Source organism: Ruegeria sp. D4 (assembly GCF_056534475.1).
Genome location: NZ_JBQFPJ010000006.1, coordinates 129,929 through 142,458 on the forward strand (window position 1 = coordinate 129,929; position 12,530 = coordinate 142,458).

The window sequence follows — 12,530 nt, forward strand, 5'->3', positions numbered from 1 at the left end:
AGTCGCATGACGCGGCACCGGATTGCGCTGCTTTAGGCGTTTTGGTGCCCGGGATCAAGCATGAATTGTCAATTTCTCAAGGTGCCAGGTGTGCAAGCGGTAAGTTTCCGCCGTCATGCAATTGTAGCGTTGTCTTATCATGCAGATTTGTCATTCTGAGCCCAACAATACGAGCAGATATTTCAGGCAGGTTAGAATAATGCGCTTAGCGATATTTTTGGCACTTATCGGGCTGACACTTGTATCTTGCGGGCGGCGTCCTCCGCCACCACAGGTGGTCGAGCACTTCGAGGTAACGGACCCGAAACCGCCATTGGTTATTCACCCTCGCTTTGGCGATGCGGATCCTCATGAGTGGGAGGGGCGGCACCCCGGAAGCTACCCGGTCCATGGTCTGGACGTGTCGCGCTGGCAGGACTCGATCAATTGGCGCACTGCCCGCTCTGCCGGGGTCAGCTTTGTGTTCATCAAGGCCACTGAAGGGGGCGATTTCGCGGATCCGCGCTTCAATGAACACCGGCAGGGCGCGCAGGCAGCGGGTGTGCCGTGGGGCGCCTATCACTATTATTACTTTTGCCGTCCTGCTGCCGAACAGGCCCGCTGGTTTATCCGCAACGTGCCCAAGGGCGCCGATCTGCCTCATGTTCTCGACATGGAATGGACGCCACATTCCAAGACCTGCACTTTGCGGCCCGATGGCAAAACAGTGCGGGCCGAGGCCGAGAAATTCCTGAATATTCTCGAGCGTCACTACGGGCGCAGACCGATCGTCTACACCACCGTGGATTTTTATCAGGACACCAATATCAGTCGCCTGCCCAAAACCGAGTTCTGGTTGCGTTCGGTTGCCGGGCACCCTCGCGACGTTTATCCGAATACGATCTGGCGTTTCTGGCAATACACTGGCACCGGGCTGGTCCCGGGGGTCCAGGGCAAGGTTGATATCAACACATTCAACGGAGAGCCGGAAATCTGGGCCCGCTGGAAGGCTGGAGGCAACTGAGTTTTCTTGGGTGGTGAGCTCCGGACGTTCGCTTTTGCGAATTCCGGGTAACAGCAAAAGCACGGATGATCCGGTCAGGCTTGCCCATTTGGGCATGCCTGTTTTGGTAGGTGTCTCAGCTATTTTCAGGCGAACTGCTTTCGCCTTCTGAAAGCACCAGAAAAGCGCCGAGCCCAAGAAGGACGGCGGGAACGATTGACAAAAAGCTCAGGCCGAAGGCCCATAAAATTCCGACGGCGGACAGGCCCATCAGGCCAGCTCCAACCTGCGCGTTCCTGCCGGCGATGCCTCCGCCCAGAAGGCCGGCGACCGGCAACACCAGCGACATGATGCTGTAGAACTGCGCGGATGATGCGCCCTGCTCGTACCCGATGCCGCTGGACAACGAGCCGAGGGCGGATGAGGCGCTGTAGCCCACCGCACCGACCAATAAGGCGATAACACCGCCGATAATTCCAAGTATCATTCCAGTTTTCATTGTAATCTCCTGCTTGAAATTGTTGGGTCTGCGACCCTGTTCAAACGCTAAGAGACCACCCGTCTCGCGGGCAATGGTTTCGCAATGACAACTTTTGTAATCCGGTCAGATATCCTGTACCGATCGGGCAGGATATCCGTACTTGCAATGACTTGCCACGCGCATGCCGAGGCGCAGACGTTCCCCGCCACGGATGCCGTCAGGCAAGTGCACCCATCAATTCAAAGTCGGTTTGTAGCTTTCAACGGTGCCGCCGCCGATGAGGTGACTTAACCGGTTCTCGCGTTCCGTGCCGTAACTGTCGCCCAGCCAGAAGACTTCACCATCCGTCAGGTCACGGCGCTCAAAGCCGTGCTTGGCCAGGCAGCGGTCGACGCCGTCGATCTTGCCGTTTTCATAAATGGTATCCTGATTCAGCCCGACAATCGCCGGGCCCAGGATGACGCCCACCAGAATGACACCGGTTGCATAGCCACCGACAACGGCGCTGGTGCCGCCGGCCTCGGCATTGGCCGAACAGCTCTGAACTGCCCTGCGGGCAAAGGCAAGATCGTGGCCGGGCTTTACGGGGATGGATGGTCCGGGATTGGCGGCACAAGCACTCACAACAAGTAATGCACCAAACAATAACTTTTTCATTTTACAAACTTATTCACTCTTGGGAGGTCGATTCCGACCAGTATTCTCCAGGCTGAGTACCTGCATTTTCGAGCAACCTCAAAGTGAATTGCTTCATTGCTGCTTTCTGCGACTTTCTGGTCACAATCGTCCGGATGAGGCGGCCAAAGAGGGGGGTGATCGTGTCCCTGAATGTCAGTGGGCTGTGTGCTGAAACTCTTTGAAAAGCCCGGAAGTATCGTTTTGAAATGGCAAAAGCACAACATTCCTGTGAATGCTGCAATTCGGTCTTTTTTCCGACCAATTCTTAATAGATAAATACGCATCGGTAACGTGTAGTTTGTTGAAAGGTCGGGCGGGCAAATGAGAACCGGACAAAACGGTCGCAAAGCTATCTTGTGGACACAAACTGAAATCGACGGGCTTGAGGCTGCGCCTCTGGAATCGTTGACGGTAGGTGCGGCATGGTCCTGGCGCGGCGTGGCACGTCGACTGGACGTGGCTGCCGAGATGATGCTGGGCAAGGCAGAAAGCGTCGGCAGCAGGGTTGTCGCTGAAAGTGTATATTCCTCTTCGGAGATACCCGGTGATGTGTTTGGCACTGTTGTTCTGACCAACGGTGCACGGCAATATCGAGGGGAGTTGATTGTCCCCGAAGGTGAAGACGCGCCGACGCTGGTTTTTGAACAGGATTTCCCCGAGCGGGATCAGGATTACTGGGTCAGCGAAATCTGGGAAATCAGCCTGCCATTTGACGCCATCGATCACAGCAACAGCACAGTGATCGCATTTCCGGCACGGAACGGCCTTCGGTAACTTCCCCATTATTGGTGCAACAGGCCGGCTGTTTCCCTGCGGGTTAAAAAATCAAAGCCCCGAGACCTGTTGACTCTCCGAAATTCACGGATATAAGCGCTGCTTCATTGGTGTTGGTGGCCCCCGCAAGGGGATGCCTGTCATGGGGGAAACCTCAAGAGGACAACGCCCTTCATAGTGGCCTGAATGGGCCTCGACCTGAACGAAGGAGATCAGCCGTGACCAAACGCACGTCTGCCAAGTACAAAATCGACCGCCGGATGGGCGAAAACATCTGGGGTCGTCCGAAATCCCCGGTCAACCGTCGTGAATACGGCCCCGGCCAGCACGGCCAGCGCCGCAAGGGCAAACTGTCGGACTTCGGTCTGCAGCTGCGCGCCAAGCAGAAGCTGAAAGGCTATTATGGCGACCTGACCGAGAAGCAGTTCCGCCGCATCTACGCCGAAGCCGAGCGTGTCAAAGGCGATACCGGTGAAAACCTGATCGGCCTGCTGGAGCGTCGCCTCGACGCTGTAGTCTATCGCGCCAAGTTCGTGGCGACCGTGTTTGCTGCACGTCAGTTCGTGAACCACGGCCACGTCAAGGTAAACGGCCAGCGCGTCAACATCCCGTCCTACCGTGTCAAGGAAGGCGACGTGATCGAAGTGCGTGACAAGTCCAAGCAACTGGCCGTTGTTCTGGAAGCCGCTGCTCTGGCCGAGCGTGACGTGCCTGACTACATCGACGCCGACCATTCGAAAATGACCGCGACCTTCGTGCGCGCGCCGGGCCTGAGCGATGTGCCTTACCCGGTCGTCATGGAGCCGAACCTGGTCGTCGAATTCTACGCGAAGAACTGATCTTCGCCGATCCCAAGTTTCAAAGGCCGCGCTGTTCTGCGCGGCCCTTTTTTGTTGGGGGCTCTGCCCCCATCGCGGCAGGCCGCGCTTCCCCCGGGATATTTTTGGCCAGATGAAGTGCGGATCAGAGCGGTAGCGGACGCCCCTCGGCAATCGCTTCCATGGCGAAATACGAAGTCACGCTGTCCAGTTCCACCTTTTCGATCAGGCGCTGATAGACCTTGTCGTAAGATGCCATGTCCTGGGTCACCACCTTGAGTTGATAGTCATAGTCGCCGCCGATCCGGTGGAAATCCACCACTTCAGGGATGGTCAGGACGTGGCTGCGAAAAGCCTGCAGCCATTCCGTTGAATGGTGCCGGGTGCGCAGCATGACAAAGACAACTAGGCTGAGCCCCAGCTTTTCACGCGCGATCCGGGCACTGGAGCCTTGCAGCACGCCATCGTCGGTCAACGCCTTGAGGCGGCGCCAGCACGCATTCTGCGACAGGCCGACCCGGTCGGCCAACTCGCGTTGCGACAACGAAGCATCCCGTTGCAGCTCTTTCAGAATGCGTATGTCCAATTGATCTAATTTTGAGGTCATTCCTGATCATATGACACAAAAAAGGAGAAAATAAAGCAAAAATAGGTGAAGTTTTTAGAACATAGTTCAATCACATTGGTTCCAAAGGAGTGGAGCAGATGCAATGACCTTGTCCGAATTTCGAGCAAACCTTCAGACCGCCGCTCAAGATTCATCCCTGCGTGAAGGGCTGATCGGAGAGAACGTGCTGATCCCTGGTCTGCTTCGGGGCGTACCGCTTGTCTATGCGGATTACGTGGCCTCCGGCCGTGCGTTGCGGCAGGTCGAAAACTTTGTGGCCGGGCATGTGTTGCCGTTCTATGCCAACAGCCATACTGAGGCCTCTTTTTGCGGATCCTATATGACACGTTTGCGCCGCGAAGCACGCGCAGAGATCGCCCGCATTGTTGGCGCAAGGGGAGAAGACGCGGTGATTTTTGCCGGGTCGGGCGCCACTGCGGGTCTCAACCGGCTGGTCAGTTTGCTGGGGATAGAGCAAGCTGACCAGCCAGTTGTCCTGATCGGGCCGTATGAACATCATTCGAATATTCTGCCATGGCGGGAAAGCAAGGCGCGGGTGATCGAAATTCCCGAAGCCCCGGAGGGTGGCCTTGATCTGGATGCATTGAAAGAGGCGCTGGTTGCAAACCAGGATGCGGATCTGTTGATTGGTTCGTTTTCGGCGGCATCAAACGTGACGGGCATCATCACCAATCCCGATCCGGTCACACGGTTGCTGAAGGATCATGGTGCTGTGTCGGTCTGGGACTATGCCGGTGGCGGACCTTATCTGCCGATGGACATGGGGCCGGCGGACGCGCGCAAGGATGCGATAGTCGTGTCACCACACAAATTTCCCGGCGGGCCGGGGGCGTCGGGCGTTCTGATCGTGAACAGTCATGCGGTTCAGCGCACCTGCCCCAGCTGGCCCGGTGGCGGAACCGTCAGTTTCGTGTCGCCTTGGCGCCATGATTACAGCGAAGATCTTGCCACCCGGGAAGAGGCCGGAACGCCAAACGTCATCGGAGATATCCGCGCCGCGCTGGCCTTCATCGTCAAGGATGTCGTTGGCTCCGAGGAGATCGCAAAGCGCGAGGCGCTTTACAATCAAATGGCGCTGGACGGCTGGCGTGGCAATCCAAACCTGACATTGCTGGGCGTGGACAACTCGCACCGCCTGCCCATCTTTTCGTTTCTCGTCCGTGACAATTCTGGCCAGCCAGTGCACCAGCAGTTGTTCACCCGCATGCTGAGCGATGTCTATGGCATTCAGGCTCGGGGCGGATGTGCCTGCGCCGGGCCTTATGCGCACCGACTGCTGGGTATAGACCGCGCGACATCCGAGGTTTTGCATGCCGAATTGTCCGCAGGGAAAGAGATGAAGAAACCCGGTTGGGTGCGGCTGAACTTCTCGTACCTGATGACCGAAGAGACGGTTCAGTTCATCATCGACAGTGTTAATGACCTGTCGCACCGGACCGAAGAATTCGCGCCATTCTACGACGCTGATCCGGCAACGGCCCGCTTCCGGGCGGCATAAGGGAATTGCCGCTTTTCTCAATCCGTTGAGACGGGTATGAGGGGCTCGGATAACGGAGCCCCTCATGACCAAGATTACCCCGCAACCCGGCATCATGGACATCGCGCTGTATCAGGGCGGCCAGTCGCATATCAAAGGCGTGGCGGATGTCATCAAGCTGAGTTCCAACGAAAACCCCTTTGGTCCGGGCCGAAAGGCGATTGAGGCCGTTCGGGAAACTGCTGCCATGCTGCATCGCTATCCCAGCACGGATCATGCCAGTCTGCGCAGTGCAATCGGCGAGCGGAACGGGCTGGATGCGGCGCGGATCATCTGTGGCGTCGGCAGCGACGAAGTTCTTCAGTTCGTGGCGCAGGCCTATGCGGGACCGGGCGATGAGGTGATCCATACCGAGCATGGGTTTTCCATGTACCCGATCATCGCTCGCATGGTCGGCGCGGACCCGGTCATGGTGGCTGAAACGGATCGCACGGTCGATGTGGATGCCATTCTGGCGGCGGTCACCGAACGCACACGGATCGTTTTTGTCACCAATCCAGGCAATCCGACTTCGACTATGATTTCCGAGGCCGAACTGACGAGATTGGCGGAAAACCTGCCCGAAAGCTGCCTGATGGTGGTTGATGGCGCCTACGCCGAGTTTGTCGATGGGTTTGATGGCGGCGCGGCATTGGTGGACCGTTTTGAAAATGTGATCATGACGCGGACCTTTTCCAAGATCTACGGTCTGGGCGGGCTGCGTGTCGGCTGGGGGTACGCGCAGCAGCCGATCATCGATGTGCTTAACCGGGTCCGCCAGCCCTTCAACTTGTCGCAGACTGCGCTGGCCGCGGCAGAAGCGGCGGTGCGGGACACCGATTACATGACGTTTTGCCAGACCGAGAACGCCCGCCTGCGCGTTTGGTTGTCGGGCGAGCTGGCGAAGATCGGCGTTCCGTCAGACCGGTCTTGCACCAATTTCATCCTGGCGCGCTTTGCTGATCAGGCCGAAGCCGAGGCCTGCGACGACTACCTGAAAACCCAGGGTTTGATTGTTCGGCGGGTTGCAGGCTACAACCTGCCGAACGCGCTGCGGATCACCGTTGGCGATGAAGAGGCCTGCCGCCGTGTCGTGGCAGCAATCACCGCGTTCAAAGGGGGCGCAGCATGAGCCAGATATATGACCGTGTGGCGCTGATCGGGCTGGGTCTGATCGCTTCCTCGATGTTCTGGGCCATCAAGCGCGCCGGTCTGGCCGGCGAAGTGACGGGCTATGCAAGGTCCGAAGCCACCCGTGATACGGCGCGGCGCATCGGGTTGTGCGACCGCGTGTGCGACACGGCGCGCCAGGCCGTTGAAGGGGCCGATCTGGTGGTGCTGTGCGTTCCCGTTGGTGCGATGGAAGCTGTTGCGCAGGATATCGCACCGGTCCTGAAACCGGGCGCCACCGTGACGGATGTCGGTTCGGTCAAACGCCACGTTATTCAGGCCGTGTCACCGCACGTTCCCGATGGCGTGCATTTCATTCCCGCCCACCCATTGGCCGGAACCGAGCATTCAGGTCCCGAAGCTGGGTTTGCGGAACTGTTCGACAATCGCTGGTGCCTATTGGTGCCGGTGGAAGATGCTGACCCTGTAGCCGTTACCCGGCTGCGTGCCCTGTGGGAGGGGATGGGCTCGAACGTTGATGAAATGGATGCCGACCATCACGATCTGGTTCTGGCCGTGACCTCTCATGCGCCGCACCTGATTGCCTATACGATGGTGGGCGTCGCGGACGATCTGCGGCGGGTCACAGATAGCGAGGTTATCAAGTACTCGGCAGCCGGTTTCCGGGATTTCACCCGGATTGCAGCGTCTGATCCGACCATGTGGCGCGATGTGTTTCTGACCAACAAGGACGCGACGCTGGAAATTCTCGGGCGCTTTACCGAAGAGCTTTTTGCCCTGCAACGTGCGATCCGCACCGGGGATGGCGAGCACCTGTTCGATTACTTCACCCGCACCCGCGCGATCCGACGCGGCATCATCGACGCGGGTCAGGATACGGACGCGCCCGACTTTGGACGTGGCAAGGCCCATTCATGACAAAGATCTGGGGGCGCATACTGGTCGGAACTGCAGTGTTGGTCGCCACCGCAACCACGGCTGCGCCACCAGAACAATCGCTGTTTCCATTGACGCGCCCGGCGGCCTTTGCTGGGGGCGCAGTGATTTCCAAAGCGGCAGCATCCGTTGCGGCGCTGTCAGAGATGCGGCCCCAAACACGTCCGGAATCGCCTCAGGTTTTGGCTGCTGCTGCGCGACCATCGGATCTGCCGCTGCTGGGACCGGACACGTCACTGATGCCGTACCTGCGGCCCAAAGAGTTGGAGCAACAGGCTTTTCTGAAGAAAAACAAACTGCGCAAGGGGTCAGTTTGCGGTGACATCGCCATTCAGGGCAAAGCGGTGGGCAGGGTGTCGGGCAAGATCAAGGCCTGCGGGATCAAGGATGCGGTCCAGATCACATCAGTTTCGGGTGTCGCGCTCAGCCGCCCGTCGACGATGGATTGCGGCACGGCGATCGCGCTCAACAAATGGGTCGACAAAGCCGTCATTCCCACCTTCAAAAGACGTGGTCCGGTAGTCGAGTTGCAGGTGGCGGCCCATTACGCCTGCCGCACGCGCAACAGCCAAAAAGGTGCCCGGATTTCGGAACACGGCAAGGGGCGTGCCATCGACATCTCGGGTTTCACAATGGCCGATGGTGAGGTTGTGACGGTTTTGAACGGTTGGCGCAAAAACCCCTCGCAAAAGCAGCTGATCAAGGTTTGGCGCGGTGCCTGTGGCCCGTTCGGAACCGTGCTGGGACCAAACTCGGACAGGTATCACCGCGATCATTTCCACCTGGACACGGCGCGGTACCGCAGCGGTACGTTCTGCCGCTAGTTCCGGCGCGCTTGCGATTTCAGGTTCATTGCCAGCAGATCGGTCTGTGCGTGGATGTGATTGAAACTGTCCCGGGTCAGAACCGTTTGACCGTTCGCAAAATCAACGACGTGATCATAGGCCTCAAACAGAATATCCCGCAGCTTTTCGTTTTCGGAGGCATCCTTTTTGGGGGTGTATTCCAAATAGACCGGGGGTTTGACTTCGCCCAGGGTTCGCAGTGCGCCTTGCAGGACCTGCAATTCATGCCCTTCGACGTCGATCCAGATTAAACGAAGATCCTGAAGCGATTGGGCTTGGGTCTCGAGAAGTGAATCAACGGTGGTCACATCCACCATGATCGCATTGTCCTGCGCCTCTCCGATTTTCGAACCGCCCCGGTTCAGTTCACTTGTGACGAAGGGCAACTGCCCGCTTTTGTCAGATGCGCCAACGCGCAGAATGGTCACTTTATCGTTCAGGTCGTTGATCTGAGCGTTCCGGCACAGCAATTCGTGGTTTTCGGGGTCGGGTTCGATTGCAACGACCGAGTTGCAGTGCAGATCCCTGAAGAAATAAACTGTGTGTGTACCGATATTTGCACCGACCTCCAGCACGGAACCGCCTTCCGGGGGCTGGCCCGAACGGGTCAGATATTCGGCCAGTTCACGCACCGGTTCGCGACTGAATTCGCCGAATTTCGTCAGGTGTTCTCCAATGACATCATGAGGGTAATAGACCAGGCTGTGATCGTCGAAATTGCGAAAGAACAGAACGTCATCTGTCCACAACTGCCGCAGCAGTTCGCGCCTGATCTTCTTGTGTCCCAGCGCCCAGTTCGAAATCCGATTGGAAATGAGTGTTCTTAGTCCCATTGACCGTTCCCGTAAGCGCTGAATTCTGTTTCGTGTCTGCCCAAGGTATCGCCGGGCATCACCGCAATATCAACCGGGGTGCAGGTCCCAGGGGCAAGGGGCCCAGTGCCACGAAACCGTCGCGGGAATTGAGCTGTAGGTCCAGCGCATTCGGATTTCCGCCCAAACCGGCCATAAAGTTCAGCGCCCGCGTGACCGGATCAACCGCCTGATCCGGCAAGGCACCGGCGGCGTTGGCCATGGCGATCATGTCGCGCCAGTTTTCCGCCTTGATGGCGATTTCGCCGGTTGGAATGCCCTGCGCGTCAACATCCAGCTCGCCAGCAGCAAACAGGCGCAACTCACCCCATCTGATTTCCGCCAGCCTCAGATCGATGGCTACCGGCTGCGGCCTGCTTTCCTCAAGCGCAGAACGGTCCCAGGGCTTGTCAAAGGTGACGGTCATGTCCATCGCCAGCGTTTCAAATGCCTGCGGCAGCGATGTGGCCGACCGCATGAGGTCGCGCAGATCCATGCCGGGACGAAAGCCGTCGATCCGGGCGCTGACCTTGTATGCTTCGGGCTGGCCGGACTGTTCCATAAGCAGATCAAGGGTTTCACCACCGGCCACCGCAGCAGCTTCGCCAGCGACAATCCACTTGTCCGCAGTCAGGGCCATCTTTTCCAGAACAAGTGCGACACCCGGCTGCAATTGCAGTTCTGCCTGCAAATCCGTTGCCTGAACGGTCGCCGTCTGGTCGAAATAGGACAGCCGTTGGGGCGTATCCGCAAACCGCAGCACCTGCCGACCGGGCCAGATCGCAGGGCTTTCGAACTCGATCCAGTCGGCGCTCCAGGCGGTGCCGTTGACCGGATCGGCCAGCCCCGGGTTGTTCAGCCGGGTTACGTGATGCGTCGGATAACCCGCTGTTGCGACTTCGGAAAATTCGGCCTGCCAGCCCAGTTCCTGTTGCTTGTCGAACCAGGCGGTGATCGCGCTGCGCAGCCCGTAACCGGCGATGAACCAATAGGCACTCCAGGCAACGGCAACAAATATGAGTACTCGTATCAGACGGCGCATGACAAATGGCCCTTTTTCCTGCGTCGGATTTGATGTTTATAGGCGCAAACGGGCAAGGACCAGAGTAATGACGATGTGGGTTTTCGGATATGGATCGCTGCTGTGGAATCCTGGGTTTCCGGTGGCGCGCAGCGAACGCGCAACCTTGCATGGATATGCTCGCTCTTTCTGCATGAGTTCCATCCACCACCGCGGCACCGAGGACCACCCGGGTCTGGTGCTGGCGCTGGACGAGCAGACCGCCGCCCATTGCAAGGGTCTGGCACTGGCGGTCGAAACGGGGCACGAGGAACGCACCCTGCACGAACTGCGCGAGCGCGAGCTGATTTCCTCGGCCTATGTCGAGAAGATGCTGGATGTGCATCTGGACTGCGGTACAGTGGTGAATGCCGTGACCTATGTGATCGACGAGGCCCACGTGCAGTATTGCGGCGGCATGCCCTTGGAAGAACAGGCTCAGATCATCGCCCATGCCGTTGGCGGGCGCGGTCCGAACACCGAATATCTGTACAATACGACCGAACATTTGGCCGAGATCGGTCTGCGCGATCCCGATCTTGAGTGGTTGTCGCAACGGGTGCGCAGCATTACCGCATAAACCCTTGGCGTCACCGGCGGAAGTTCGCTAGATTCAGCGCAGAGCAGGCAAAAACCGGGAATGACGCGCATGGCGCAGGCACATCAGGGCGCGAGACCCCATTTCTCGCATCCCATCCGACAGATCGTGATGATGTTGATCGCGATTGGCCTGTCAGGGCTGGGTGTGTTCATGGCGCTGCCATACGTGCTGCCGGTGTTTCAGGCGAACCCCTATCTGAACGGGTTCATTCTGCTTGTTTTCGTCATCGGCGTTCTGGCCTGTTTCTATCAGGTGGGGCAGCTGATCGGCTCCGTCCGCTGGATCGAGGCATTTGTCGGCGGTGTTGTGCGCGAGGATGCCCGGACACCGCAGCTTTTGGCACCGCTGGCCTCGCTGCTGCGCGAACGCGGTGCGCGGTCGCAGATCAGTTCCAGTTCAACCCGGTCAATTCTGGATTCCGTCGCCGAACGGGTCGAGGAAGAGCGTGAGATCACACGCTATATCACCAACGTCCTAATTTACCTTGGCCTTCTGGGTACATTCTTTGGCCTTGCCACCACCGTTCCGGCCATAGTCGACACCATCCGCAGCCTGAACCCGCAGGAAGGCGAAGAAGGGTTGGCGGTGTTCAACCGGCTGATGACCGGGCTCGAGGCGCAGTTGCAGGGTATGGGCGTCGCATTTGGATCCTCGCTGCTTGGGTTGGCTGGCTCCTTGATCGTTGGCCTGCTGGAACTCTTTGCCGGGCACGGCCAAAACCGGTTCTATCGCGAGCTTGAGGAATGGCTGTCATCGATCACCCGCGTCGGGTTCGCGGCAAGTGAAGAAGGCGGCGCAGAAATCGCGGTTCTGACGCCGGTTCTGGATGCAATGTCCGAACAGATGAATGCGCTGCAGGATCTGTTTTCCGCGCAGGAAGCTGACCGCGCCGACCTTTCGGCCAAGATGGGTCAGCTGGTTCGAACCATCGGGGACATGAACCAGCGGCAGTCTGAAACCGAAGGTGTGACATCTGCTTTGGAACGCGTGGCCCTTGGTCAGGACGCGCTGCTGGATCACATGCGCGAACATGGCGCCGGCGACGGGATCGACGCCGAAAGCCGGATGCGCCTGCGGTCGATGGACGTGCAGCTGCTGCGTATCCTCGAGGAAATTTCGGCTGGCCGTCAGGAAAGCATGAACGAGATGCGCAAGGATATCGAATTGCTGGTCAGGGCGCTGACCCTGCCCAAGGGCGCCGTGCGCAGCACACCGGAAGGCGAGTAAGC

General features: G+C 58.5%; 14 protein-coding genes. 9 read left to right on the forward strand and 5 right to left on the reverse strand.

Going from position 1 to position 12,530, the window contains the following annotated elements:
• Nucleotides 1–199: 199 nt before the first annotated feature.
• Nucleotides 200–1,003, forward strand: a complete 804-nt coding sequence (locus ACR0MI_RS11000; RefSeq protein WP_170614789.1) for a glycoside hydrolase family 25 protein — start codon at nucleotides 200–202, stop codon at nucleotides 1,001–1,003.
• A gap of 115 nt (nucleotides 1,004–1,118) precedes the next feature.
• On the opposite strand, the gene ACR0MI_RS11005 is transcribed toward ACR0MI_RS11000, so the two are convergent.
• Nucleotides 1,119–1,481 (reverse strand): hypothetical protein, encoded by a 363-nt coding sequence (locus ACR0MI_RS11005; RefSeq protein WP_170614788.1) that lies wholly within the window; start codon nucleotides 1,479–1,481, stop codon nucleotides 1,119–1,121.
• Nucleotides 1,482–1,697: 216 nt separating this feature from the next.
• Nucleotides 1,698–2,120, reverse strand: a complete 423-nt coding sequence (locus tag ACR0MI_RS11010; RefSeq protein ID WP_170614787.1) for a hypothetical protein — start codon at nucleotides 2,118–2,120, stop codon at nucleotides 1,698–1,700.
• Nucleotides 2,121–2,495: 375 nt separating this feature from the next.
• On the opposite strand from ACR0MI_RS11010, the gene ACR0MI_RS11015 reads away from it, so the two are divergent.
• Nucleotides 2,496–2,915: a hypothetical protein gene (locus ACR0MI_RS11015; RefSeq protein WP_170619557.1), complete on the forward strand. Its 420-nt coding sequence runs from the start codon at nucleotides 2,496–2,498 to the stop codon at nucleotides 2,913–2,915.
• Between the two features lie 218 nt (nucleotides 2,916–3,133).
• Nucleotides 3,134–3,754, forward strand: a complete 621-nt coding sequence (gene rpsD / locus ACR0MI_RS11020) for a 30S ribosomal protein S4 (RefSeq protein ID WP_170614785.1) — start codon at nucleotides 3,134–3,136, stop codon at nucleotides 3,752–3,754.
• Nucleotides 3,755–3,878: 124 nt separating this feature from the next.
• Here rpsD and ACR0MI_RS11025 read toward each other — a convergent pair whose 3' ends face one another.
• Nucleotides 3,879–4,340: an Lrp/AsnC family transcriptional regulator gene (locus tag ACR0MI_RS11025; RefSeq protein WP_170614784.1), complete on the reverse strand. Its 462-nt coding sequence runs from the start codon at nucleotides 4,338–4,340 to the stop codon at nucleotides 3,879–3,881.
• Between the two features lie 103 nt (nucleotides 4,341–4,443).
• Here ACR0MI_RS11025 and ACR0MI_RS11030 point away from each other — a divergent pair, with 103 nt between their 5' ends.
• The 4 genes from ACR0MI_RS11030 to ACR0MI_RS11045 all read left to right on the forward strand — a co-directional run bounded on the left by ACR0MI_RS11030 (nucleotide 4,444) and on the right by ACR0MI_RS11045 (nucleotide 8,768).
• A complete protein-coding gene (locus ACR0MI_RS11030; RefSeq protein ID WP_170817175.1) occupies nucleotides 4,444–5,859 on the forward strand; it encodes an aminotransferase class V-fold PLP-dependent enzyme in 1,416 nt (471 codons plus the stop codon).
• A 64-nt stretch (nucleotides 5,860–5,923) separates the two neighbouring features.
• A complete protein-coding gene (gene hisC / locus ACR0MI_RS11035) occupies nucleotides 5,924–7,009 on the forward strand; it encodes a histidinol-phosphate transaminase (protein WP_170614782.1) in 1,086 nt (361 codons plus the stop codon).
• Nucleotides 7,006–7,926: a prephenate/arogenate dehydrogenase family protein gene (locus ACR0MI_RS11040; RefSeq protein WP_170614781.1), complete on the forward strand. Its 921-nt coding sequence runs from the start codon at nucleotides 7,006–7,008 to the stop codon at nucleotides 7,924–7,926. The genes hisC and ACR0MI_RS11040 overlap by 4 nt, the downstream gene beginning before the upstream one ends.
• Complete coding sequence (locus ACR0MI_RS11045; RefSeq protein ID WP_170817176.1) at nucleotides 7,923–8,768, forward strand: extensin family protein; 846 nt, start codon at nucleotides 7,923–7,925, stop codon at nucleotides 8,766–8,768. Before ACR0MI_RS11040 ends, ACR0MI_RS11045 begins: the two co-directional genes overlap by 4 nt.
• On the opposite strand, the gene ACR0MI_RS11050 is transcribed toward ACR0MI_RS11045, so the two are convergent.
• Both ACR0MI_RS11050 and ACR0MI_RS11055 read right to left on the reverse strand, forming a co-directional pair.
• On the reverse strand, nucleotides 8,765–9,622 hold the full coding sequence (locus tag ACR0MI_RS11050) for an FkbM family methyltransferase (protein ID WP_170614779.1): 858 nt from the start codon (nucleotides 9,620–9,622) through the stop codon (nucleotides 8,765–8,767). The two genes, ACR0MI_RS11045 and ACR0MI_RS11050, sit on opposite strands and share 4 nt — an antisense overlap.
• Nucleotides 9,623–9,680: 58 nt before the next feature.
• Nucleotides 9,681–10,682 carry a DUF2125 domain-containing protein gene (locus ACR0MI_RS11055; protein ID WP_170817177.1) on the reverse strand — a complete coding sequence of 334 codons (1,002 nt, stop codon included), beginning with the start codon at nucleotides 10,680–10,682 and terminating at the stop codon, nucleotides 9,681–9,683.
• A gap of 67 nt (nucleotides 10,683–10,749) precedes the next feature.
• Here ACR0MI_RS11055 and ACR0MI_RS11060 point away from each other — a divergent pair, with 67 nt between their 5' ends.
• Together ACR0MI_RS11060 and ACR0MI_RS11065 are read left to right on the forward strand one after the other, a co-directional pair.
• Nucleotides 10,750–11,280 (forward strand): gamma-glutamylcyclotransferase, encoded by a 531-nt coding sequence (locus ACR0MI_RS11060; protein WP_170614777.1) that lies wholly within the window; start codon nucleotides 10,750–10,752, stop codon nucleotides 11,278–11,280.
• A gap of 69 nt (nucleotides 11,281–11,349) precedes the next feature.
• A complete protein-coding gene (locus ACR0MI_RS11065) occupies nucleotides 11,350–12,528 on the forward strand; it encodes a biopolymer transporter ExbB (protein WP_170619555.1) in 1,179 nt (392 codons plus the stop codon).
• Nucleotides 12,529–12,530 lie beyond the last annotated feature (2 nt).

Bases quoted from the DNA above. Each gene is read 5' to 3' on its own strand.
- ACR0MI_RS11055 (WP_170817177.1), bottom strand. From the start codon at position 10,682: ATGCGCCGTCTGATACGAGTACTCATATTTGTTGCCGTTGCCTGGAGT.
- ACR0MI_RS11040 (WP_170614781.1), top strand. From the start codon at position 7,006: ATGAGCCAGATATATGACCGTGTGGCGCTGATCGGGCTGGGTCTGATC.
- ACR0MI_RS11065 (WP_170619555.1), top strand. From the start codon at position 11,350: ATGGCGCAGGCACATCAGGGCGCGAGACCCCATTTCTCGCATCCCATC.
- ACR0MI_RS11025 (WP_170614784.1), bottom strand. From the start codon at position 4,340: ATGACCTCAAAATTAGATCAATTGGACATACGCATTCTGAAAGAGCTG.
- ACR0MI_RS11045 (WP_170817176.1), top strand. From the start codon at position 7,923: ATGACAAAGATCTGGGGGCGCATACTGGTCGGAACTGCAGTGTTGGTC.
- ACR0MI_RS11005 (WP_170614788.1), bottom strand. From the start codon at position 1,481: ATGAAAACTGGAATGATACTTGGAATTATCGGCGGTGTTATCGCCTTA.
- ACR0MI_RS11000 (WP_170614789.1), top strand. From the start codon at position 200: ATGCGCTTAGCGATATTTTTGGCACTTATCGGGCTGACACTTGTATCT.
- ACR0MI_RS11030 (WP_170817175.1), top strand. From the start codon at position 4,444: ATGACCTTGTCCGAATTTCGAGCAAACCTTCAGACCGCCGCTCAAGAT.
- ACR0MI_RS11010 (WP_170614787.1), bottom strand. From the start codon at position 2,120: ATGAAAAAGTTATTGTTTGGTGCATTACTTGTTGTGAGTGCTTGTGCC.
- ACR0MI_RS11060 (WP_170614777.1), top strand. From the start codon at position 10,750: ATGACGATGTGGGTTTTCGGATATGGATCGCTGCTGTGGAATCCTGGG.
- hisC (WP_170614782.1), top strand. From the start codon at position 5,924: ATGACCAAGATTACCCCGCAACCCGGCATCATGGACATCGCGCTGTAT.
- ACR0MI_RS11050 (WP_170614779.1), bottom strand. From the start codon at position 9,622: ATGGGACTAAGAACACTCATTTCCAATCGGATTTCGAACTGGGCGCTG.